Annotated in this window: 23 protein-coding genes and 1 pseudogene; 15 read left to right on the forward strand and 9 right to left on the reverse strand. The window is 68.5% G+C overall.

Features of this window, described 5'->3' with window-relative positions:
• Positions 1 to 35: 35 nt before the first annotated feature.
• The 5 genes from IPK85_21035 to IPK85_21055 form a co-directional block, all read right to left on the reverse strand.
• Positions 36 to 587, reverse strand: a complete 552-nt coding sequence (locus IPK85_21035) for a hypothetical protein (protein ID MBK8249852.1) — start codon at positions 585 to 587, stop codon at positions 36 to 38.
• Between the two features lie 75 nt (positions 588 to 662).
• A complete protein-coding gene (locus tag IPK85_21040; protein MBK8249853.1) occupies positions 663 to 1,445 on the reverse strand; it encodes an AraC family transcriptional regulator in 783 nt (260 codons plus the stop codon).
• 2 nt (positions 1,446 to 1,447) lie between these two features.
• The gene (locus IPK85_21045) at positions 1,448 to 2,356 is read right to left on the reverse strand and encodes a TIM barrel protein (protein ID MBK8249854.1); all 909 of its coding nucleotides are present in this window, start codon (positions 2,354 to 2,356) and stop codon (positions 1,448 to 1,450) included.
• A 2-nt stretch (positions 2,357 to 2,358) separates the two neighbouring features.
• Complete coding sequence (locus IPK85_21050) at positions 2,359 to 3,645, reverse strand: Gfo/Idh/MocA family oxidoreductase (GenBank protein ID MBK8249855.1); 1,287 nt, start codon at positions 3,643 to 3,645, stop codon at positions 2,359 to 2,361.
• Positions 3,646 to 3,659: 14 nt separating this feature from the next.
• Entirely contained in the window at positions 3,660 to 4,433 is a 774-nt protein-coding gene (locus IPK85_21055; GenBank protein ID MBK8249856.1) for an SUMF1/EgtB/PvdO family nonheme iron enzyme, read from the reverse strand.
• Positions 4,434 to 4,497: 64 nt separating this feature from the next.
• Between IPK85_21055 and IPK85_21060 the strand changes: the two genes are divergently transcribed.
• From IPK85_21060 to IPK85_21090, 7 genes are all read left to right on the forward strand, one after another.
• The gene (locus IPK85_21060) at positions 4,498 to 5,451 is read left to right on the forward strand and encodes an FAD:protein FMN transferase (GenBank protein MBK8249857.1); all 954 of its coding nucleotides are present in this window, start codon (positions 4,498 to 4,500) and stop codon (positions 5,449 to 5,451) included.
• Between the two features lie 197 nt (positions 5,452 to 5,648).
• A complete protein-coding gene (locus tag IPK85_21065; protein ID MBK8249858.1) occupies positions 5,649 to 6,923 on the forward strand; it encodes an endonuclease/exonuclease/phosphatase family protein in 1,275 nt (424 codons plus the stop codon).
• Between the two features lie 221 nt (positions 6,924 to 7,144).
• Positions 7,145 to 7,552, forward strand: a complete 408-nt coding sequence (locus tag IPK85_21070) for a zinc ribbon domain-containing protein (GenBank protein ID MBK8249859.1) — start codon at positions 7,145 to 7,147, stop codon at positions 7,550 to 7,552.
• Positions 7,519 to 7,710, forward strand: coding sequence for a hypothetical protein (locus IPK85_21075; protein ID MBK8249860.1), 192 nt, complete (start codon positions 7,519 to 7,521; stop codon positions 7,708 to 7,710). The genes IPK85_21070 and IPK85_21075 overlap by 34 nt, the downstream gene beginning before the upstream one ends.
• Complete coding sequence (locus IPK85_21080) at positions 7,677 to 8,135, forward strand: FHA domain-containing protein (protein MBK8249861.1); 459 nt, start codon at positions 7,677 to 7,679, stop codon at positions 8,133 to 8,135. Before IPK85_21075 ends, IPK85_21080 begins: the two co-directional genes overlap by 34 nt.
• A gap of 74 nt (positions 8,136 to 8,209) precedes the next feature.
• Positions 8,210 to 8,719: a protein phosphatase 2C domain-containing protein gene (locus IPK85_21085; protein ID MBK8249862.1), complete on the forward strand. Its 510-nt coding sequence runs from the start codon at positions 8,210 to 8,212 to the stop codon at positions 8,717 to 8,719.
• Positions 8,720 to 8,931: 212 nt separating this feature from the next.
• Positions 8,932 to 9,258, forward strand: coding sequence for a hypothetical protein (locus tag IPK85_21090; GenBank protein ID MBK8249863.1), 327 nt, complete (start codon positions 8,932 to 8,934; stop codon positions 9,256 to 9,258).
• 112 nt (positions 9,259 to 9,370) lie between these two features.
• On the opposite strand, the gene IPK85_21095 is transcribed toward IPK85_21090, so the two are convergent.
• The gene (locus IPK85_21095; protein ID MBK8249864.1) at positions 9,371 to 10,321 is read right to left on the reverse strand and encodes an anhydro-N-acetylmuramic acid kinase; all 951 of its coding nucleotides are present in this window, start codon (positions 10,319 to 10,321) and stop codon (positions 9,371 to 9,373) included.
• Between the two features lie 214 nt (positions 10,322 to 10,535).
• Positions 10,536 to 11,390 carry an N-acetylmuramic acid 6-phosphate etherase gene (murQ, locus tag IPK85_21100; GenBank protein MBK8249865.1) on the reverse strand — a complete coding sequence of 285 codons (855 nt, stop codon included), beginning with the start codon at positions 11,388 to 11,390 and terminating at the stop codon, positions 10,536 to 10,538.
• A 376-nt stretch (positions 11,391 to 11,766) separates the two neighbouring features.
• On the opposite strand from murQ, the gene IPK85_21105 reads away from it, so the two are divergent.
• The 6 genes from IPK85_21105 (at position 11,767) to IPK85_21130 (ending at position 17,559) form a co-directional block, all read left to right on the forward strand.
• On the forward strand, positions 11,767 to 12,159 hold the full coding sequence (locus IPK85_21105; protein MBK8249866.1) for a hypothetical protein: 393 nt from the start codon (positions 11,767 to 11,769) through the stop codon (positions 12,157 to 12,159).
• Between the two features lie 110 nt (positions 12,160 to 12,269).
• Positions 12,270 to 13,529 (forward strand): gamma-glutamyltransferase, encoded by a 1,260-nt coding sequence (locus IPK85_21110; protein ID MBK8249867.1) that lies wholly within the window; start codon positions 12,270 to 12,272, stop codon positions 13,527 to 13,529.
• On the forward strand, positions 13,457 to 14,017 hold the full coding sequence (locus tag IPK85_21115) for a gamma-glutamyltransferase (protein MBK8249868.1): 561 nt from the start codon (positions 13,457 to 13,459) through the stop codon (positions 14,015 to 14,017). Before IPK85_21110 ends, IPK85_21115 begins: the two co-directional genes overlap by 73 nt.
• Positions 14,018 to 14,249: 232 nt before the next feature.
• Entirely contained in the window at positions 14,250 to 15,707 is a 1,458-nt protein-coding gene (locus IPK85_21120) for a hypothetical protein (protein MBK8249869.1), read from the forward strand.
• A gap of 3 nt (positions 15,708 to 15,710) precedes the next feature.
• Positions 15,711 to 16,823: a histidine kinase gene (locus tag IPK85_21125; protein ID MBK8249870.1), complete on the forward strand. Its 1,113-nt coding sequence runs from the start codon at positions 15,711 to 15,713 to the stop codon at positions 16,821 to 16,823.
• The gene (locus tag IPK85_21130) at positions 16,816 to 17,559 is read left to right on the forward strand and encodes a response regulator transcription factor (GenBank protein ID MBK8249871.1); all 744 of its coding nucleotides are present in this window, start codon (positions 16,816 to 16,818) and stop codon (positions 17,557 to 17,559) included. Before IPK85_21125 ends, IPK85_21130 begins: the two co-directional genes overlap by 8 nt.
• Before the next feature lie 56 nt (positions 17,560 to 17,615).
• On the opposite strand, the gene IPK85_21135 is transcribed toward IPK85_21130, so the two are convergent.
• The gene (locus IPK85_21135) at positions 17,616 to 17,834 is read right to left on the reverse strand and encodes a hypothetical protein (GenBank protein ID MBK8249872.1); all 219 of its coding nucleotides are present in this window, start codon (positions 17,832 to 17,834) and stop codon (positions 17,616 to 17,618) included.
• A gap of 335 nt (positions 17,835 to 18,169) precedes the next feature.
• Positions 18,170 to 18,680, reverse strand: a pseudogene (locus IPK85_21140) (oxidoreductase).
• A gap of 464 nt (positions 18,681 to 19,144) precedes the next feature.
• On the opposite strand from IPK85_21140, the gene IPK85_21145 reads away from it, so the two are divergent.
• Positions 19,145 to 19,666, forward strand: a complete 522-nt coding sequence (locus IPK85_21145; protein ID MBK8249873.1) for a UDP-N-acetylglucosamine 2-epimerase — start codon at positions 19,145 to 19,147, stop codon at positions 19,664 to 19,666.
• Complete coding sequence (locus tag IPK85_21150) at positions 19,632 to 19,919, forward strand: UDP-N-acetylglucosamine 2-epimerase (GenBank protein MBK8249874.1); 288 nt, start codon at positions 19,632 to 19,634, stop codon at positions 19,917 to 19,919. Before IPK85_21145 ends, IPK85_21150 begins: the two co-directional genes overlap by 35 nt.
• Positions 19,920 to 20,092 lie beyond the last annotated feature (173 nt).

Below are 20,092 nucleotides of genomic sequence, written 5' to 3' on the forward strand. Positions count from 1 at the left end.
CGCCGGGCCTGACCTGAAGCCGGCGCGTCGGCTGCCTAACGCGCCACGCGCCGCAGCCGCATCTCCATCGTCGGAATCCACTGCTGGCCATCACGGCTGAACTCCCCGCGTTCGTGCCACTCTCCCTCGGGGGTCAGGCGGATCGTGTAGCGCGTTCGCCCCCCCGGCACCTCGAAGCCCCAGGTGAATCCCTGTCCCTCCGACAGCGGTGTCACCACGAAGGTCCCCTCGCGACCCTCATGGGTCATCGATCGCAACTGGTACCCACGCTCCGGGCGCCAGTCCAGCACGCCAAACGCCTGGAACGCCGTATCCCCGACGGTTCCGTCCTTCAGCATCCGGCCAATGCCATCGATCACGAGCACCTGGCCACTCAGCGCGAATCGGACATGTTCGGCCTGGCGGACGTGCTCCGTGCGCCCGGGACCCATCATCATCCGCGCGTCGCCGCTCCACTCACCGACCATGAACGCGAGCTTCTGCATGGCCTCACGGCGCGCAACCGGGTCCGACGCCGTCGGCTGCGCGTCAGACGACACGGCGGCAAGGATCGACACCGCGACGAGAACCCGCGCAACAGCTGACATGACCGACACTCCGGGTGGGATGACAACCGAAAGCTGCCGCGGCGCACCGCGGTCGGCTTGAAGGAATCCGCCACCTCACGGACGGATCTTCCCGTGACTGATCCGCCCGATCAGTCGCGCCACCTCACTGGGTGGCGCTCCATGAATCTCCCGAAACTCGCGCGTGAGGTGCGCGTGGTCGGAATAACCGACGTCCGCCGCGATGTAACTCCAGGTCGTCGCGGGAGCCTCGACATGGCGCGCCGCCGCCTCGCGGAACCGGCGCACCTTGGCATAACGCTTGAGCGTGAGTCCCGTCGCTGCCCTGAATCGCCGAAGGAGCGTGCGTGGGGTCAGCCCCACCGTCCCCGGCAACTCCCCCACCGGGATCGCCCCCTTCGACGCGACGATGGCCAGGACGGCGAGCCGGACCGGCGCGTCGAGCGGGACGGTGGCCCAGTCACTCCCGAGGGCCCAACGAGACAGTGCATGCCGTACCCCATCGTCCCCCGCCCCGTCGTCCAGCGCGCGCACCACTCCCGCGGCCGCCGCCGAGAGGTGGGCAGGCGCCCGTTCACTTCGCCCGACCCACGCAGCGGCTTCAACACGAAGGCAAGCAGCCCCCGCATCAGGCCAGAAACGCATCCCCCAATACCGATCGCCGGGGAAAATGGGCACGACCAACGGCCGGTCGTGCGCCCCAATCAGGATCATCTCCGTCGGTCCCCGCGCATGCGCCGCGACGGCGAGGCTCACACACCCGTCCGGTGGTACGAAATGCTGGACGACGCCGTCGCTGTCCGCCGGTCGCTCGAATCGCCAGATCGACAACAGGTGGCCGGCGAGCTCCGGTGGTACGGGGAACTCCTCGTAGCGCACCGCTAGGGCGTATCGGCGCGCACGTACGCGTCGATCACGGCGCGCTCTCCCTCACGACCAGGCCGCGCATTCCCGTGCTCCATCCCCACGACGCCGCGATAGCCCTTCCGCACGAGGTGGGAGAACACGTTCTGGTAGTTCACCTCGCCCGTGTACGGCTCCTTGCGCCCCGGGTTGTCCCCCACCTGCACGTACGCCACCTCGTCCCACGCCGCATCGAAGTTCGGGATCAGATTCCCTTCGGTGATCTGCTGGTGGTAGGCATCAAACAGGATCTTGCAGGCCGGGCTCCCCACCGCCTTGCAGATCGCATAGGCCTGCGGAATGCGTGTGAGGAACATGCCGGGATGGTCGCGCAGCGTGTTCAGCGGCTCCAGCACCATCACCAGCCCATGCGGTTCGAGGATCGCACTCGCGCGCTTGAGCGTCTCGATCACGTGGGCCGTCTGGTACTGCATCTCCAGGCGCATGTCGATGTGCCCGGGGACGACGGTCATCCAGGTCGCCCCGACCCGCTTCGCGACATCGACGGACCCGCGCACCTCCTCCAGGAACTTCGTGCGCGCGGCGGGATCCCCCGAGGCCAGGGTCGGCGCCGTCCACCCGATGGTATGGGCGACGAAGACTCCCATACGCATCTTCAACCGGCGCATCGCATCGGCGATGCGCTGCTGCTCGGCCACCGGACGTTCCCGCATCCCGTTGTCTTCCAGCGCGGTGAACCCTTCCGCGGCCATGAACTCGAGTTGCGCGACGACGTCCTCGCCCGCATGCGCACGGAACATCCCGAAATGCGGCGCGTAGGCCAGGCGGAAGGTCCGCGGGGCTCCGCCCTGCGCCTCGACCCCTCCAGGGACCGCAGCGGCAAGCCCAGCCACCAACCCGGACTCAACAAAGGCTCGGCGATCCATGGTCATTCGCTCCACCGCCGGTCGACCTTCGTGCGCCCGGGCATTGGCACGGGGGGAACGGCGTATGCCCCTTGTCCCGCCGGCGGGGTCAGGTCCTGCGTCGACGCCATCAGCTGGTCCCAGGTGATCACCTGGCCGGTATACGCGGCCTCGCGGGCCATGATCGCCGACAGGGTGCTTTCCGCCACCTGCTGTCCCTCGTTGAGCGGCTTGCCATCGCGGATGCTGGCGACGAGGTCGGTGTGCTCCTGCACGTAGGGGTTCACCTTCACCCCGGCATAGCTGAACGCACTGGCCCCGACGATCTTCTCGGCCGCGTCGGTCGTTCCCTTCGTCCCGCGGAACTGCTCGCCCACATGGTCGGCCGTGCCGTCGATCTGGCGGCACATGCTCGTCACGTGCACGCCGCCCGGATACTCGAAGTCCACGGCGAAGTGATCGAAGATGTGCCCGTGTTCCGCCCCGGTGCGCCATTGCCGCCCACCGACCCCCACGGCGCGCACCGGGTGTGACCCCACGACCCAATTGGCCACGTCGATGTTGTGGATGTGTTGTTCCACCACATGGTCGCCGGAGAGCCAGGTGAAGTAGAGCCAGTTGCGCACCTGCCAGTCGAGGTCGCTCCACCCCGCTTGCCGCGCCGCGTGCCACAACCCGCCCTGGTTCCAGAACACCTGCCCGGAAACGAGCTCGCCGATCGCGCCGCCATGGACACGTTCAATGACCGCGCGATACGACGGGTCGTGGCGGCGCTGCGTGCCGGCGACCACAGCAAGTCCCTTCGCCTTGGCACGAGCCGCGGCCGCGATCACGGCGCGGACCCCGGTGGGATCCACCGCGACCGGCTTCTCCATGAAGACATGCTTGCCCGCGTCGACCGCCGCGGCAAAGTGCACGGGCCGGAACCCCGGTGGGGTCGCAAGGATGACGAGGTCAATCCCGCTGGCGAGGACCTTCTGGTACGCGTCGGGCCCGCTGAACGCGTGGCCGTCGTCGACCTTGTACTTCGCGGCGAACGCCGGATTCTCCGCGGCCGCCTTGGCCAGGTTCTCGCGGCAGCTGGCCACGCGGTCCGCGAAGAGGTCGCCGACCGCGACCAGCTCAACACCTTCGCTGCCCCGCAGGCAGTCGCGCGCCGCCCCGGTCCCGCGACCACCGCACCCGACGAGCCCCACCTTGATGGTGGCCGCGGACTCCCACGGCATGGCCCGCAGCGGACGCGCGAAGGCGAGTCCCGCCGCCACACCCGCTCCCGCCTGCACGAAATCACGTCGCGAATATCCGGACATCTCGCCTCCTGGGGTTACGGCTCGCGCACGATGCGAAAGCCGACAAAGGGCCCATCACTCAACCACCAGCTGCTTTTTGGAATTTGTGGATCGCGCTCGTTCCAGCTCTCCCCCTGCCGCGCGCGCGCCAACGGTCCCACGGCCGCAGGAGGATCCTGCCACGACCCGCCCCGCACGACCAGCGCCCGATCATCAGGGATCACCCATTCCGCGACGTTCCCAAACAGGTGGTAGACCCCCGGTGCGGTCAACGCCCCGCTCGCGACCGGCCGAGTTCCGGATCCGGGCACGCGAGTCGCCGTGGAGTCTGCCGTCTGCCGTCTGCCTTCTGCCGACTCTCGCTCACCGTCTACCGTCCCATTCCCCGCGAGGTCCGCCGCACGCTGCCATTCCGCCTCGGTCGGCAGGCGATACCGATGGCCGGTCACCGTCGAGAGCCACGCGCAGAACGCCACCGCGGCATCTCGGGTCACAGAAATGACGGGGTAGCCCGCGTGGCCGAACCCATAGTCCGGGTTGCCGTACGGCCGCGACGGCCCCGCCACCGCATCCGCGCCGGCGGGAGAATACCTCGGGGACGGCGCACGGCTCATCGTGAAGGCGTCGTAGGCGTCCCACGACACCTCGGTCCGCCCGAGCAGGAAACCCGGGACGTCGCGGCGCGATCCCGCCACGGTCACGGCACCGGCCGGGACGCGCACCAGCTCGATGGTAACCAGGGTCCCGGGGATGGAGTCGCGCACGATCTCCTGCCCCCACACACAGGGCGCCAGCAGCAAGGCAGACACGGCGACAGCACGCCAGGGCGCGAGGGCAGTCACGGTGCCCCGACGGTATTACCTTCGGCCCGGAATGTCTACCGCTCTCCTGGGGTTCCTGCTCCTTGCCGGACCGGTGGCCCCGGACACCACCCCGCGGGCCTACACCTTCCGCGAGATCCACCTCGACGTCGCCGTTCGGATCACCCTCTGGTCGCCTAACGAGGAACACGCACGGGCGGCGGCGGCCGCGGCCTTCCGGGAGATCGCGCGCCTCGAGGACATCTTCTCTGATTGGCGTCCGACGAGTGAGTTGCGACGCCTCGAGGCGGGCGGCACGGGGTGGCAAGCCACCTCGCCCGAACTAGCTCAGCTCCTGGGGAAGGCAATGCAAGTCGCACGGGCAAGCCGCGGCGCCTTCGATCCGACCATCGGCCCCCTCACCCGTCTGTGGCGCGCCGCGCGACACACCGGATCGCCGCCGGACGCGCGCATGCTCGCCACGGCGCGCGCGCGCGTGGGACATGCCCACCTCGATGTGGATACGCTCGGCCGGCGCGTGCGACTGCGTCGCGCGGGGATGCAACTCGACCTCGGCGGCATCGCAAAGGGGTACATCCTGCAGCGGGCGCTCGACGTGCTCCGGCAACATGGGGCGCCACAATCACTCGTCGAGGGCGGTGGGGACCTCGTCGTTGGCGAGGCACCGCCAGGAAAGCCGGGATGGACTATCGCGACCCCCCTCGCCGACACGACCATGGCAGCGCTGGCTGGCGCGTTAGCCAATGCCGCGCTGGCCACCTCAGGACCCACCGAGCAACAGATCGTGGTGGACGGCCACCGGGAATCGCACATCCTGGACCCCGCGACTGGACGCGGCACGCGCGCGCCTCAGGTCGCGACCGTCATTGGGAGGGACGCCGCAGTGGCGGACGCGGTCGCCACCGCCCTCACCGTCCTGCCCCCCGCGGAGGGTCGGCGACTGCTCGCAATGTTCGGCCTTCGTGGCGCCCTGCACGACCCGGTGCCGGCGTCCCCGCCCCGGTAACGGCGGGGCAATCATAGCTCCCCATCGCGGCGCGACCCCTGCCGTCGCGACAGGAATGATGGTTGCATACCTATCCCCCGCGGCGCGGGGAAGAGGTCACGCGTACCCCGCGCGCGCACTAAGATCCCACCCCGCAGCACCAGCGCCCAGCCCCCGGTTCCAGCCTGCAGCCACCCTCGACCAGCGGCCCGCCACCTTTGCCCTCCATCGCGGTCACCTGCAAGTGCGGCGAGCAGTTCAACGTCGACGAACGCTATCTCGGCCAGGTCATCACCTGCTGGAAGTGCAAGCGTCCCATGCGGCCGAGGCATCGCGTGCGCACCCCCTCGCAGTACGTGCACGTGGCGCAACGCGCGCTGTCACTCCGCGATCGCGTCACCGCCATCCGCGAGCGACTAGGGAGGGCCATCCGGCACAGCTGGCCCTTCGCGCAGCCATGGATCGAACGACGCCCGGTTGTCTTCTATCTCGCTATCGCCTCCTGGTTTCTCCTCGCAGGCGTGGCCGCCGTTGCGGTGGTGCTTCCAACACTTGGGGACCGCTGGATTCCGGCGACCGTCCTGCTTTACGCGGGCCGCTGGACATACCTGGTCCCCGCCGTCGGGCTCGGCCTGCTCTCCCTCGCTGTCTGGCGCCCCTTGCTGGTGCCCAACCTCCTCTCCGTCGGGATCGTCCTTGGCCCCATCATGGGCTTCCAGCTCGGCCTCCGCAGCTGGTTCCCCGCACCATCTGGCGAGCCCCTGCGGATTGTGACCCTGAACGCGGGCGGTGGCAGCGTTGTCGCGCCTGAGCTCGTCGCGCTCATGGACTTATGGAAGCCGGATATCCTGGCGTTCCAGGAATGCGGCCCCGCGCTCCAGGCCGTGATCCGTACGATCCCCCGTTGGCACTCGCACGACGCAAATCCCCTGTGCCTGCTGTCCCGTTTTCCCATCAAGGACGCACAGTCGATGAACCGGGACGACCTCGAGCGCGTGCGGGGCGCCGAGCGTACAGGTGCGGGAGGTGCTGGGTACGTCACGCGCTATGTCCTCGAAACCCCGGCTGGGCTCCTCGGGGTGACAAACCTTCATCTCGAAACAGCCCGGAAGGGGCTCGAATCCGTCGCCGAAGGTGACCCGGACCTGACGCGGCTTCGGGACAACATGGATATCCGGGAGATGGAGGCGCGTCGAGCGCGCGCGTTTGCCGACGGTGGCGTCATCCCCATGCTGATCGTTGGGGACTTCAACGCCCCCCCGGAAAGCCGCAACCTCAGGGACAGCTTTGGAGACCTGACGAACGCGTTTGATCGGTTGGGGAGCGGTTTCGGCTACACGCGCTACAATGGCTGGATCCGGCTTCGGATTGATCATGTGTTCAGCAGTACTGGCGTCCGTCCGATCCGGGCGCGGGTTGCCGGAGACGTCGGCTCGGACCATCGGCCGGTGATCGTCGACTACAGAGTCCTGGACCGAACCAGCGAGCGTTAGGGCATTGCAACAGTGCGACGACTGATGCGCGCACGCCGTGGGCTCGCAGCTTTGTCGCCACAGCTTTCGGGCGATCTTCCCCGCGAAACACACGCATCTCCAAGCAGCGCATGGGATTCCGGCGCCGCCGAATCCGGCACTGGAGTTGCTCCGTACGCCTGTGTGTGCCATTTTCGGACGTCCTGCGGGGCCCCGATTCCCTCATATTTTCCTGCTTTCACGTGGCAGCTTGCACCAAGTGCAACCAGCGACTCTCTCCCGGTGTGCGATTCTGCACCGGGTGTGGCGAGGCCACGCCAGGTCTGATCATCGGGACGACTGGGCGCGCCCAGTTTCCTCCCATGCTCGGCAGGTGCGACAAATGTGGGCACGCTAACCGAGTTGGCGTGCCTTTTTGTGCACGGTGCGGCTTTCGGATGGCCATCGTGACCGATGAGACGTTGACGTTCTGTCGGACCTGCGGGACGATTCGCACCGACGAGACGGCGCGCTTCTGTTCGGGCTGCGGGACCAGGATCGGCGGAGGTGGGCCACCAGGTGCCGGGGAACGGCGCCACGTGGTATTCCGCAGGTCTCGACCCGTGCGTCGCTCACCGTGCTCGACGCGGCCGGCACGGCCGCACGCGTGATTGCCCTCGAGAGCGACTCCGCCACGATCACGACCGACGGGGTCGAAATCCTGGTGGGCGACGGGCACGCGGGGGGTGACGGCGCCACCCTCTCCCTGCGATCGGACGGCGCAGAGGTGGAGCCGTGGGTGATCCCCAGGCCCTCTACATCTTCCTGACCACCGAGACCCAGCTGAATGACGGCGATGTCCTGCTGTTGGGATCGCAGGTCATTCGTTATCGTCGCTGGGTGGATGACGGCACCTACTTCGCGGACCAGTCGATGCTGGGATCGATCCTGCCGGGTCGCGACTGCGCGGTCCTCGAGCAGTTGCGCAGCGACGGACGCGTTCGGGACATGATGTACCTGTGGCCGGGGCGGTCGATCCTCATCGGCCGGGAAGAGGGCGACTGGGTGTTTGCCTTCGACCGCACCATGAGTGCACGGCATGCGTCGATCACCTGTGCCGCCGATGGCACGTTGTCCGTGCGCGACGTCGGGAGCCGCAACGGGGTGGCGGTCTCCGTTCGTGGGCCGCGTCGCATGACCAGCGGACAGCGTTTGTCCCTGGCTGGGAAGGTCATGCGCGTGGACCTCGCCTGACGTTCGCGGGATGAAGACTCCCATTGAGGTGAAGGCAGCGCGCCTGCAGGGGCGGCGGGGACGGTGGCTCCATCATGGTCGAGGTGTATGCGGTCACCGATGTGGGCCGCACGCGCGATCATAACGAGGACGCCTTCCTCGTCTCTGACCTTAGCGACCGGGCAGCCCTCGACTTCGACGCCTCGGTCCAACAGCGCGTCGGCGCTCGGGGCCTCCTGTTCATGGTCGCCGACGGCATGGGCGGCGCCGCCGCTGGCGAACTCGCGAGCGCAACGGCCGTGGATGTCGTGCTGCGTTCGTTGCGCGACGACTGGTCGGCCGCCGCGCCGGGCGCACCGGAACTGTTCGTCGACGCCATCGAGCGTGCGGCCCAAACAGCCAACAGCGTCATCTACCGCTACGCGACCGACCACCCCGAGGTCCGCGGGATGGGAACCACGGCGACCATCGCCGGCCTCCTGGCGATACCCTGTTCCTCGCCCAGGTCGGCGACTCCCGGGCCTACCTCGTCCGCGACGGTGTCGCCCGTCAGCTCACCAAGGATCAGTCGCTTATCCAGAAACTGGTCGAAGCCGGTGAGATGACCGAGGAGCAGGCGGAGCATTCCGAACGCAAGAACATCATCCTCCGGGCCCCTCGGCCCGGAAGCGCATATCAAGGTCGACCTCACCCACCAGCGCGTGCGGCGCGAAGACGTCCTGATCCTCTGCAGCGATGGACTCTCCGGGCTCGTGAGAGGGAGGACATCGCGCGGTGTGTTCGGGAGGAGCGCGACCTGCTCACGGCGTGCCAGCGGATGGTGGATCTCGCCAACGAGATGGGCGGGCCCGACAACATCACCGTGGTTGGCGCGCGCTTCGACGGCGCTGGCCTCAAGCGCGCCTCGGCTGACGATGCGGTGGGACACCAGCTGTATGAGCGAAGCGGGCCACCGGCTGCGCCGGGCACCGATCTCGATTCGCTACTCCGCGAACGCACCGCCGCCATGATGCGCGGCACGCCGATCGAACCCTTCCCTGCTGCGGTCGTCGCCGAACGCCGGCGTCAGGGACTGATGATTCGTGCGGCGCTCGCGGCGGCCGGGGCGCTGCTGTCGTTGTACCTGCTCTGGCGGTGGCTCTAGCGGGAGCAGCTGTACTGATGCGGCACGAGAAGCACGAGACTTGAGCAGCACGGGCGGCACGCCTCCCCGTGCTGCGCGTACTGCCCGTGCCGCTCGTGCCTCGCTGTGGCAGTTATCGGCTACGGGCCGCCGCCCCACAGGTCTTCCCCAGCACCCTCCCCCCGCGCGCGCCCGTCGCCGCCGGCACGTTCCCCGGGCGCCCCGTAAGGTGCAGGTAGCCCAACAACGCGAAAGCTACGGCCTCCTTGGCCTCGCCGTCAAAGAACAACTGGTCGAACCGCCGGACCGGGATCGGGGCGACCGCGTGGGCAATCGCCTCGACGAGCACCGGATTCTGCGCCCCGCCGCCGGACACCACCAACTCGGCCACCGGCTCCGGGACAAACTGTCGCAAGCTGCTCCCGATCGACCGAGCCGTCAAGGCGACGGCCGACGCCACCAGGTCCGGCCCCGTCGCCTGCGGGTGTTCGGCGCGGCATCGCTCGATAAAGCCGGTGATGTATGCCGCATCGAAGAACTCGCGCCCGGTGGTCTTGGGTGGCGGCGCGAGGAAGTACGGATCATCCAGCGTCGCCTCGACGGCCGCGTGGATCACCTGCCCCTGGCGCGCCAGACGACCATCCACGTCGTAGGTCAGCGACGGATCTACGCGCTGGGTCACGCCGTCGATCACGACAACGCCGGGGCCAGTGTCGAACGCCCGCAGCCCGAGCTCGGTGCCACCCGGCGGGACCACTGTCACGTTCCCGATCCCACCGATGTTCTGCAGCGCCCGCCAGGTGTCCGGCGACGAGAAGAGCACGCGGTCCGCCATCGAGACCAGCGGAGCTCCTGGCCCCGCGGCCACGTCGGCCACGCGGAAGTCGCTGATGACCCGACAGCCCGTGCGCTCGGCGATCACCGCGGCTTCGCCGATCTGCCAGGTGGAATGCCCCGGCACGTGCCAGATCGTTTGGCCGTGCGAGGCAATCGCCGCCACGTCGCCGCGGGCAATACCCGCCTGTGCGAGGACGCGGATCGCCGCGGCCGCCAGCCATTCTCCAGGTCGAAGCCCAGTCGACAATACTCCTCCGGCGTGCCCCCAACGAGCGCCTGGGCCAGCCGGGCGCGATCACCCTTCGCATAGGGCGCCACATCAAACCCAAGCAACTCAGCCTCCACCCGTGCCCCGACGTCGCGAAAACGGACGACCGCGGCCGAGATGCCGTCGAGCGAGGTCCCCGACATCAGGCCGACGACGATCATGCGTTCCTCGCTGGCGCCGAGGACCTTGCGAATCACCCCGTCGTGCGACGCGAGGGCCGCTGCGCGTCGGACAATGAGCCGCCGGTCGCGTGCATGACAATCGCCAGCTTCACGCCCGATCCGCCGCTTGCAGGAGGTCGCGCGCCACCTCGCGCGTCACGTCGCAGACCTCCATGACGATCCGCTCCTGACCGATCGGCCAGCTTCACGTTGGTGGCGCGCAGGTCCACCATCAAGTTGCCGAACGTCTTGCCCGTGCGAATCATCGCACCGGTGGTGAGCATGTTGAGGATCATCTTGGTGGCGGTCCCCGCCTTGAGGCGTGTGGATCCGGTCACGACCTCCGGCCCCGTCACGGCGACAATCGCCTGGTCCACCCTCTGCTCGAACTCGGCATCGATCGGCGTGCAGGCCAGCATCACCGTGCGGGCACCGCGCTCCCGCGCACGCAGCAATGCCCCGCGCACAAACGGCGTCGTGCCTGAGGCCGCGATCCCGACCACCACGTCACCCTGGCGCACCCCGCGCTCGTCCACGGCCTGCGCGCCGCCCGCCGGGTGGTCTTCGGCCCCTTCCTGCGACCGGAACACCGCCGGCTCTCCTCCGGCGATGATCCCCTGCACCAGATCGGGATCCGACCCGAACGTGGGCGGGCACTCGGAGGCATCCAGGATCCCGAGGCGACCGGAGGTGCCCGCCCCGACGTAGAACAGTCGCCCTCCCGCCCGGAACGCGTCCTCGACGAACCCCATCGCGCGCGCCACCGGCTCCCGTACACGCGCGACCGCATCCGCGACGGTTCGATCCTCGGCATTCATGGCGTCGACGATCTCCAGGGTCGTCGCGAGGTCGATGTCGGTCGTGCGGGGGTTGCGGTGTTCCGTGATGCGGGGGTCGAGCGGGGGCTTGGGCGAGGGGGACGGCACGTCGCGGTGTCGAAGGAAGTGGGATCGCGCGGCAAGGTGCCGAGCGACGTAAACTTACCCCGTGCTGCTGCCCATGCTGAAACGCCTCGTGCCCGCTCCTGATTGCGCTCGCTGGACTAGTCGAGCCGCTGGACGCCCAACGTCGTCCCCGCGAACGCGCACGGGACCAAGGGCTCGTGGTGGGAAACGCCCCGCGCTGGTTCGCCACCGCCGGCCCCGGGATCCACTGGGGTCCGTATGTGGTGGACGATGCCACCGGTAGCACCTGGGACCTGGATGCGGCGTTCTCCTGCGCGGCTCACTGGAGCGGGAGGTCGCGCGGTTTCTGGCGGTGGGGGTGGCGTTCAACTACGCGCGGCTTCCCCTGAACTTCAACACCTTCGGCGGGACCTCGGGGTGCAGCCGTTGTGCGGCCGATGCCACGATCAGTTCGTATGGTGCGACCGTGCGTTATGGCGGCGGCCCCGGCTTCCACCAGGTGATCGAAGGGTTCCTGGGCGCGCTGCGTTATGGCAACTTCGCTGTCACGGGTCGCGAGGTGGACATTTCGAACACCGATTTCGCCTTTGGGGCCGGGTATGGGTTTGGCTACACCATCGCCCCTGACTGGCAGTTGCAGTTTGTGCAGGATGGCTTGTACGCGGTGCACGAGCGGAGCACATCCGGCCAGGGGGGTGGGCGCTTCGCGCGCCACTTCAACTCCAGGTTGTCGCTCCGTGTGGGGTTCTAGCCGGTGGCTCGCCGGCCCACGCACCCCGGTGAAAGCCGAGCCCTACGTTGTCGTACTTTCGCGTCCCGGACCACGTCGGGACCACCTGACACCTTCCAGACATGCGTGACATGAGCCGCCGTCTCCTTGCCTGCGCCCTTCTCGGCGCCCTCGCCTGCTCGCGCACGCCGACTCCGGGTGACTCGTTAGGCGCCGGTGTCCCGCCCAGGCAAGCCGCGACCTTCCCCGCCGGCTGGCGCTTCGCGGCGGGAAGCCCGGCCGCCTTTGGCAAGGAGTTCATGATCGCCAGCAATGAGCGCCGGGCGTCCGATGCGGGCAATGAGATCATCCGGGCCGGGGGCAACGCGGTCGATGCCGCCGTGGCCGTGGGATTTGCCCTCGCCGTCACCTACCCGGTCGCGGGCAACATCGGGGGCGGTGGCTTCATGGTGATCCGCATGGCCGACGGGCGCAACGCGGCCATTGACTACCGTGAGGTCGCCCCGCTCGCCGCCCATCGCAACATGTACCTCGATGCCGCCGGCAATCCCACCAACGAAAGCATTGTGGGGTACCGCGCGTCAGGCGTCCCGGGAGCGGTCGCCGGCATGGCAGAAGCGCTGGCCAAGTACGGCACCCTGACGTTGTCGCAGGTGATGCAACCCGCCATCAGGCTCGCGCGGGACGGCTTCACCGTGGACTCGTCGCTGCACCTCTCGCTCGCCTCCAGCCGCGACTACCTCGCCCGTTTTGACGGCAAGGACGTCTTCTTCCCCAACGGCCAGCCGCTCGCCGTGGGGAGCCTGTTCCGGCAACCGGCCCTGGCCCGCTCCCTGGAGTACATCGCCAGCACGGGCCCGAAGGCGTTTTACGACGGACCGGTCGGCGACTCCCTGGTGGCGGCGATGACGCGCGGCGGCGGCATCATCACCCGCGAGGACCTGCGACGGTACACCCCCGAATGGCGCGCCCCCATCCGCAGCAGCTACCGCGGCTACAGCCTGTTCACCATGCCGCCCGCCTCGTCCGGCGGCATCACCATCACCGAAGCACTTAACATGCTGGAGACCTGGTCACAGGTCCCGGCCTGGGGACGCCGGAGTACGCCCACCTCCTGGGCTCGGCCTACCAGCGTGCGTTCATCGACCGCAATAACAAGCTGGCCGACCCCGCCTTTGTCCAGGTCCCCATCGCGCAACTCACCAGCAAGGCGTACGCGCGTACGCTGGCCAGGACGATCGACCCGGCCCGCAAGACGCCCACCCCGCCCAACGGGGCGCAGATCATCGAAGGCCAGCACACCACGCACTATTCCGTTGTGGACAACCACGGCAATGCGGTCGCGACGACCACCACCATCAACAACGGCTACGGCTCCGCGGTCTACCTGAAGAATGTCGGGTTCTTCATGAACGACGAGATGGACGACTTCGCCACGGCGCCCGGCAAGCCCAACATGTTCGGCCTGGTGCAGTACGAAGCCAACGCCATCGCCCCAGGCAAGCGCATGCTCAGCGCGATGTCACCCACGATCGTCCTCGACCCGCAGGGTGAATTGCTCCTGGTGGTTGGCGCAGCCGGGGGGCCGCGCATCATCACCGCGACCTCCCAGGTGATCCTCAACGTCATCGACCACCGGATGTCGCTCGCCGACGCGATGCGCGCCCCGCGCCTGCACCACCAGGCGTTGCCGGACACCCTGATGGTGGAGACGGGTGGCCTCACGCCGGAGGCCGAGTCCGGGCTGCGGGCGATCGGGCACGCCGTGCGGTACATCCCGGGGATCGCGAACGTCAACGCGGTGATGCGCGTGAAGGGTGGCTGGGAGGGCGTGAGCGAACCGCGAGTGGGTGGCACCGGAGGGACCAGCGCTCGGTAGGAGGTCCCCCCGCGAAGCGTCCCGCGGGACACGGCCGGTGACCTGGTCTTGGACCTCGCACCGCGACCCGCGCCACACGCCGGCCTGAGCCCCCTCCCAGCAAGCGGCAGCGCGGAGTTCCCAGGGCACGGGCCGGTGCGTCCACCCCGGGATCTTGCTACTCACCACCTGTCCATCGGCGTGGGCGTCACCCGGGTCACACACTGGGGTCATTCTCCTAACCCGACCCCCGATGCACGATCCCATGCTCCGCCGCGTGCTCACGCTACATGTTGCTTGCCTGCTGCCCCTCGCCACCCTGGGTGCCCAAGGCACGACGACGCCTGTGGAACGCGCGATTGCCCGAATGGGCGGCCTCCCAGCCCTCCAACGCATCCAGCGCGTCCGTTTCGAACAAATGACCCTCTGGCACCGCCAGACGTTCGAGTCACGCCCGTTCAGCGACGTGGTGGGTTCCTACGAGCGCGTCTCCGACCTCCGCGACTACTCGCTCCCCGCGTGGAGAAACACGCGCCGCCCGGTCAGCGCGGCCGCGTCGCCCTTCACCATGACCGACCTCGTCCGCGACTCGGTGGCTGCCCGCCTCGCTCCCACCGCACCAAATGCCCCCGCCGCGTGGACCGCCCTCAACATGGCGTACGTCGACGAGCGTAGGGAACTCTTCACCTTTGCGCCGGACCGTGTCCTGCTCGCCGCACGCGCCAGCACAGACCTCAGGCCGCTCGCTGACACTCTCATCGACCGACGCGCGTACCACCGGGTGCGAGGGACGCTCGATCGTTTTCCCACCACGCTCTACTTCAGTGTGTCCGACGGCCTGCTCGCCAGGGCGACCTACCTCGCCGCGCACCCCGCCGACTTCGGCCTCGCTCCGTATGGACCGATGGAAGTCGACCTGTGGTTCGGCCAGTGGCAACCCATCACCGTGCCGGGGAGTTCCCCGGTGACCTACCCCATGCAGTGGGACATCGCGCGTCTCGGAGTGCCGTACAAGCGTATCACCCTCCTCTCCGCCAACTTCGACGCGCCGGCTCCCCCCGATTCGTTCGTGATCGCCGACGACACCCGCGCAGCCTACCATTCCGGAGCAGCGTCGCGACCGATGTGGGACCTCCCCCTCGACTCGGCGCGGATCATCGATGGGCGTTTCGCCACCCTGGGCGCCATGGGATTCCCACCCGCCGCCGTCAAGGTGGGGAACCAGTGGATCCTGCTTGAGGGCACTGCCGTTCCCGATCGCGCACGAGCGGAGTCCGCATGGCTGAGCGGCCGCGACGCGAGCAAGGGGTACGGGGCGGCGATCATCACCACAGGGCGCCCCATCCCTGGCGGTGCAACGTGGTTCCTCCAACAACAACTGCCGATCCTGTTTGGCAGCGGCTCCGAGCGCTCGCTCGGCACCATCCTCTCCAACTGGCAGGTGAAGCGCCCGGCCCCGCGGCCTGTCGTCGCGCCGCGCTGGCTGCGGTTCGATGGCGACTCGCTCGTGGTGGCCCCGCTGGATGTACCGGGAGCGGCCGGAGGCCTGGTGCTGTATGTCCCGTCGCTGCGCTGGGTCTATCACGCCCTGGCCGTCTCCCCGCTGGTACGCAGCCTCGTCCTGGAGGAGGCCCAACGGCGCGGCTGGGTCGTGGAGCGCATCGGGCACGCACGCGCCATCGTGACCCCCGTTCCCCCGCCCGCCCGTTAGGCAATGGCCACCTCCACGTCGGACACGCCGACGGCACGACTGGCGTGGAGCTGGCTCCTCCTGGCCTTTCTCGTGCCCGGCGCGATCGCCGCCCTGCAATCCGCAGCTGCGTATGCCACGCGCGACGCGCTCGGTCGGGAGTGGCCCTACGCCGTCCTGCAGCTCCCACGCTGGCTCGCGTGGGCGCCCGCCACGCCGCTCATCTTCGCCGCCCAGCGCCGCTGGCCCCTGGCACGCCCCGGGCTCTCGGGGGCCCTCGTGCGCCACGGGGTCCTTTCCCTGGTCCTGTCCACCGCGATGGAAGCGGTGTTCCTTCCCATCACGCTCGCCATCTCTGCACGCCTGAACCCCGGGGACGTGCGTGAGATCTCCGTCGCGGCGCTGGTGAGCCTGACACTCCTCGGCCGCCTGATCCCGGGCGCGTTAACCTACGCCGCCATCGTGGGCGTGGCGTCCACCCTCGATTCACGCGCCCGGCTGCGCCACCGAGAAGCAGCCGCTGAGCAGCTCCGGGGACAGCTCGCGGCCGCCCAGCTGAGCGCCTTGAAGATGCAGCTCCATCCGCATTTCCTCTTCAACACGCTCCAGGCCGTGAACGTCCTCATCTCGCGCGATCCCGCGGCGGCGTCGCGCATGGTCACCCGACTCGGCGACTTGTTGCGCACGACCCTCTCCCGGGCCCGGGACGCGGAGGTCCCACTGGGTGACGAGTTGGCGCTCGTCAGGCAGTACCTGGAGATCGAGCATATCCGCTTCGCCGATCGCCTGGTCGTCCAGTGGGACGTCGCGCCCGGGCTGCTGGGGTACTTCGTGCCGGACCTGATCCTCCAACCGCTGGTGGAGAATGCCATTACGCATGGGATCGCCACGGTCGCTGGCCCGGGAACCATCACGATCTCCGCCACAGCGTCCGACGACGAGCTCCACCTGACGGTCCGCAACACGGGCTCCATACCCACGGCGCACGGCCCGGAGCGACTGGGCCTGGGCATCACCCGCGAACGCCTGCAGACCCGTTACGGCAGCCGCGCCCGCTGCACCCTGCAGGTGGATGCGTCCGGCACCACCACGGCTACCATCACCCTCCCCCTGGAACGCCACGACCCGCATGCCTGAGATCACCACGTTGATCGTCGACGACGAGCCGCTCGTGCGCGAGGGACTCCGCGGATGCTGTCATCGCGATGGCCGGCTGACCGTGATTGGCGAGGCACGGGCGGGCGCCGAGGCGGTGGCGATGATTCGGCGGCACACGCCGGACCTGCTCCTCCTGGATGTACAGATGCCGGAACTCGACGGCTTTGGCGTGCTGGAGGCGTTAGGCGACGCCGCACCACCCGCGGTCGTCTTCATCACGGCCTACGAGCGTTATGCGATTCGCGCATTTGACCTGCACGCGGTGGACTACCTTCTCAAGCCGTTCGACGAGGAGCGCTTCACCACGGCGGCGACACGGGCGATCGCCCGCGTGGGTGCCGGCCGACGGGACTGGACGCCGGTCGTCGCGGACGCGCGCGCCGGCAGCCGGCGACTCCTCGTCCGGGAAGAGGGGCGCACTGTCATCGTCCCGGTCGAGGACGTCGATTGGATCGAGGCGGCCGACAACTACGTGAAGCTTCACACGGCGCGGCGGACCTGGATGTTGCGGGAGGCGATGCGGTACCTCGAGCAACAGCTTGCGCCTCAGGGCTTTGCCCGCGTGCATCGGTCGGCCATGGTGAACTTGTCGCGCGTCCGCGAAGTGCAGCCGCTGTTTGGCGGAGAATCGGTGATCCTCCTGGCGACGGGCACCCGCGTGACCCTCAGCCGCGGCTACCGCGACCACTTTCGGGGGCGGCTCGCCACGGGGTGACGGCGGGTCAGGCGCGGGCGCGGTCTTGCCGCCGCACAGCTCGCTGCACGCCGGGCCTACGGCGCAGATGCATCAAACATCCAGCCCATGATCCACCATCGCGTTCCGTCGTGAAAGAGGGTGATCGAGTTCACCCCCCGGGCATACGGGGTGCCGCCCGGGGATCGCGCGCTGGCGTAGCTGCTCCAGACATGCACCATGTTGCCCGAGCGCTTCTCGACACGATCGGTCTCCCACTCCCAGAAGCCCTCCCCGCGCGGGGCATTGCTCCCCATGGTACCCCGCCAACGCCTGCACCCGCACCCGGGGGGTTCCTGCTGAGTCCTTGCTGGCGATCGCGACCCAGGCATTGGGATGATGCAGAGGGCGGTCGCGCTCGGCGTCGACGGTCCCACCGGCAGGCCCGGAAACGACCTCGTAGTAGGCTCGAATGATTGCATCGATCGACGCCACGTCACGCGCCGCAGCGCCTTGCGCACCAAGTGATGCCGAAGCAACAAACGCGGAAACCACCAACAGCGCCTTGCTGATGGTTGGAAGGATCAGGCCAAGCCGATTCATGGATCCCATGGGTGACACGAAACGTTCGCCAACGCAAGGCAGTACGTACCTAGTCCTCGAGGCCTTTCCATGACCAACGAGGCATACGCAGGCCTTCCGGGACATCCTGCCGTGAACGCGCATACGCCGCCATGGTCGTCGTCGTCGTCCATACAAAGTAGTCAAGCAGTGCCTGCCTCAAGGCCGGCTCCAGGCTACCCAGATCGTCCAGCGCAAGCGAGAAGCACGCGGTCGCCCGCACATCCATCTCCTCGTGTGCCCCATTGCCACTGTGCATTCGCATCGACTGACGATTCTGTGCCGTACTCCGCCGAGTAGGTTGCCGGACCGCCCCAAGCCTCTGCCCAGTACGCAGCAAGCCGTTCGGTGTGCTGTGGGTGGTAGCCATGACTGAAGGCGTGCGCGACCACCTCATCGCCAAGACAGCGTTCGTGCCAGGCATGGGCCAAGCGAAGCACGGCGTTCATCCCGCCCAGGGCATCGAAGAGCGGAGGTCGCGGCACGGGGAGTGGGAGTTCGACCGGGTGGGCATTGTCGTTCCGGTTCACACGGGCGCTCATGCGACGGGCAGGCAAAGGATGCGACGGAAGTACACCACCAGCAATGGCAGTGCCGTAGACGCTGAGAACATGAGGGTGCCAGCGGCATTCGCGCGGTCGCCGTTCGGTCAGCTTCCGCAGCAGTTTCGAACCCACCTGCGGTCGCCGCCGAACCCCCACGGGGGTGCCGCGACCGAGCCAGCAGTGTCGTTCGGATCCGACTCCTCCTCGTCGTCATTCCGTGCGCCGGCCAGGGCGACGACGGGGGCGGCGCCGCGTCAGGACGACCGGAGCAGACCGGCCACTACCTCCCTCCCACCGAGGGTGGCCCAACACATGCATCATGCCGCGCACTGATGCCACGCTACCGCACTCCCGGCCCGACCGACCCCCGCCGCCGCTGGCGGCCCGACGTCGCCCTTGTGTTATGGCACGCGGCCACAGGTGGTGAAGGTTGCCCGACTCCTCCCGCCCTGCAGCAGGAGTTGAGCGTCTTCACCGTGGACACGGGGCAACACTATGATGACGCCCTGCGCGGTGCCCTCTATCGGGATTTGGAGCTCGCGGCACCCGACGCGTTCCTCGGCGTTGGCCCGGGGGATCCGATGGAACAGGCCGCTCGTATGTCGGCAGCCACGACCCTGGTGCTCCTCGCGCATGCGCCCACGGATGGTCGTGGTCGTTGGAGACATGAACCCGACCCTCGCTGCGCGCTGGTAGCCTCGCAACTCGGCATCCCTGTCGTGCACGTCGAGGCCGGACTCCGGTCGGGCGACCCGGACATGGCCGAGGAGCGCAACCGGTGCATTGTGGATCATGCCAGTGCCCTCCTGTGTGCACCGTCGCTCCGGGCCGCGGCGACGCTGGCACGGAGGGGGTCACCGGACAGGTGGTCGTTCACTGGCGACATCGCGCGCGATGTTGGAAGCGTCCGTCGCGCGCTTGCCCACGGCCAGGGCCGAAGCGCCGTTTGTGCTCAGCACCCTGCATCGCGCCGAGTTGACTGATGCTCCAGAGCGGCTCCAAGAGGTGATCACGGCGCTGGGACAACTCGCGCTCCCGGTGTTGCTTCCCCTGCACCCCCGCACCCGCGCCGCGATCGATACGCCGGCCGGCCCCTTTCCCCCTGGCCGCAGAATGACCGTCACGCCGCCGCTGGACTACACGCGCATGCTTTCGGCCATCCGCGACGCCAGCGTCGTCGTGACTGACAGCGGGGCGTTCAGCGCGAAGCGTACTGGCTCGGGACGCCGTGCGTGACGATGCGTGGGATCACGGAATGGGTGGAGACCGTTGAGCTGGAGCCAATCGGCTGATCGCCCCGTCAGGCGTCCGGTCGCCTGCCGCGAGGCGTCGACGCTGCGCGGTGCGCGCCGCGTGATTGGCCGCGCGACACCTATGGGGGTGCGGCGACGCCGGCCTGCGCATCGCCG

This window comes from Gemmatimonadota bacterium (assembly GCA_016712265.1).
Classification (GTDB): domain Bacteria; phylum Gemmatimonadota; class Gemmatimonadetes; order Gemmatimonadales; family Gemmatimonadaceae; genus RBC101.

Bases quoted from the DNA above. Each gene is read 5' to 3' on its own strand.
- IPK85_21035 (MBK8249852.1), bottom strand. From the start codon at position 587: ATGTCAGCTGTTGCGCGGGTTCTCGTCGCGGTGTCGATCCTTGCCGCC.
- IPK85_21045 (MBK8249854.1), bottom strand. From the start codon at position 2,356: ATGGATCGCCGAGCCTTTGTTGAGTCCGGGTTGGTGGCTGGGCTTGCC.
- IPK85_21050 (MBK8249855.1), bottom strand. From the start codon at position 3,645: ATGTCCGGATATTCGCGACGTGATTTCGTGCAGGCGGGAGCGGGTGTG.
- IPK85_21060 (MBK8249857.1), top strand. From the start codon at position 4,498: ATGTCTACCGCTCTCCTGGGGTTCCTGCTCCTTGCCGGACCGGTGGCC.
- IPK85_21085 (MBK8249862.1), top strand. From the start codon at position 8,210: ATGGTCGAGGTGTATGCGGTCACCGATGTGGGCCGCACGCGCGATCAT.
- IPK85_21090 (MBK8249863.1), top strand. From the start codon at position 8,932: ATGGTGGATCTCGCCAACGAGATGGGCGGGCCCGACAACATCACCGTG.
- IPK85_21110 (MBK8249867.1), top strand. From the start codon at position 12,270: ATGAGCCGCCGTCTCCTTGCCTGCGCCCTTCTCGGCGCCCTCGCCTGC.
- IPK85_21120 (MBK8249869.1), top strand. From the start codon at position 14,250: ATGCACGATCCCATGCTCCGCCGCGTGCTCACGCTACATGTTGCTTGC.
- IPK85_21125 (MBK8249870.1), top strand. From the start codon at position 15,711: ATGGCCACCTCCACGTCGGACACGCCGACGGCACGACTGGCGTGGAGC.
- IPK85_21130 (MBK8249871.1), top strand. From the start codon at position 16,816: ATGCCTGAGATCACCACGTTGATCGTCGACGACGAGCCGCTCGTGCGC.
- IPK85_21135 (MBK8249872.1), bottom strand. From the start codon at position 17,834: ATGGGGAGCAATGCCCCGCGCGGGGAGGGCTTCTGGGAGTGGGAGACC.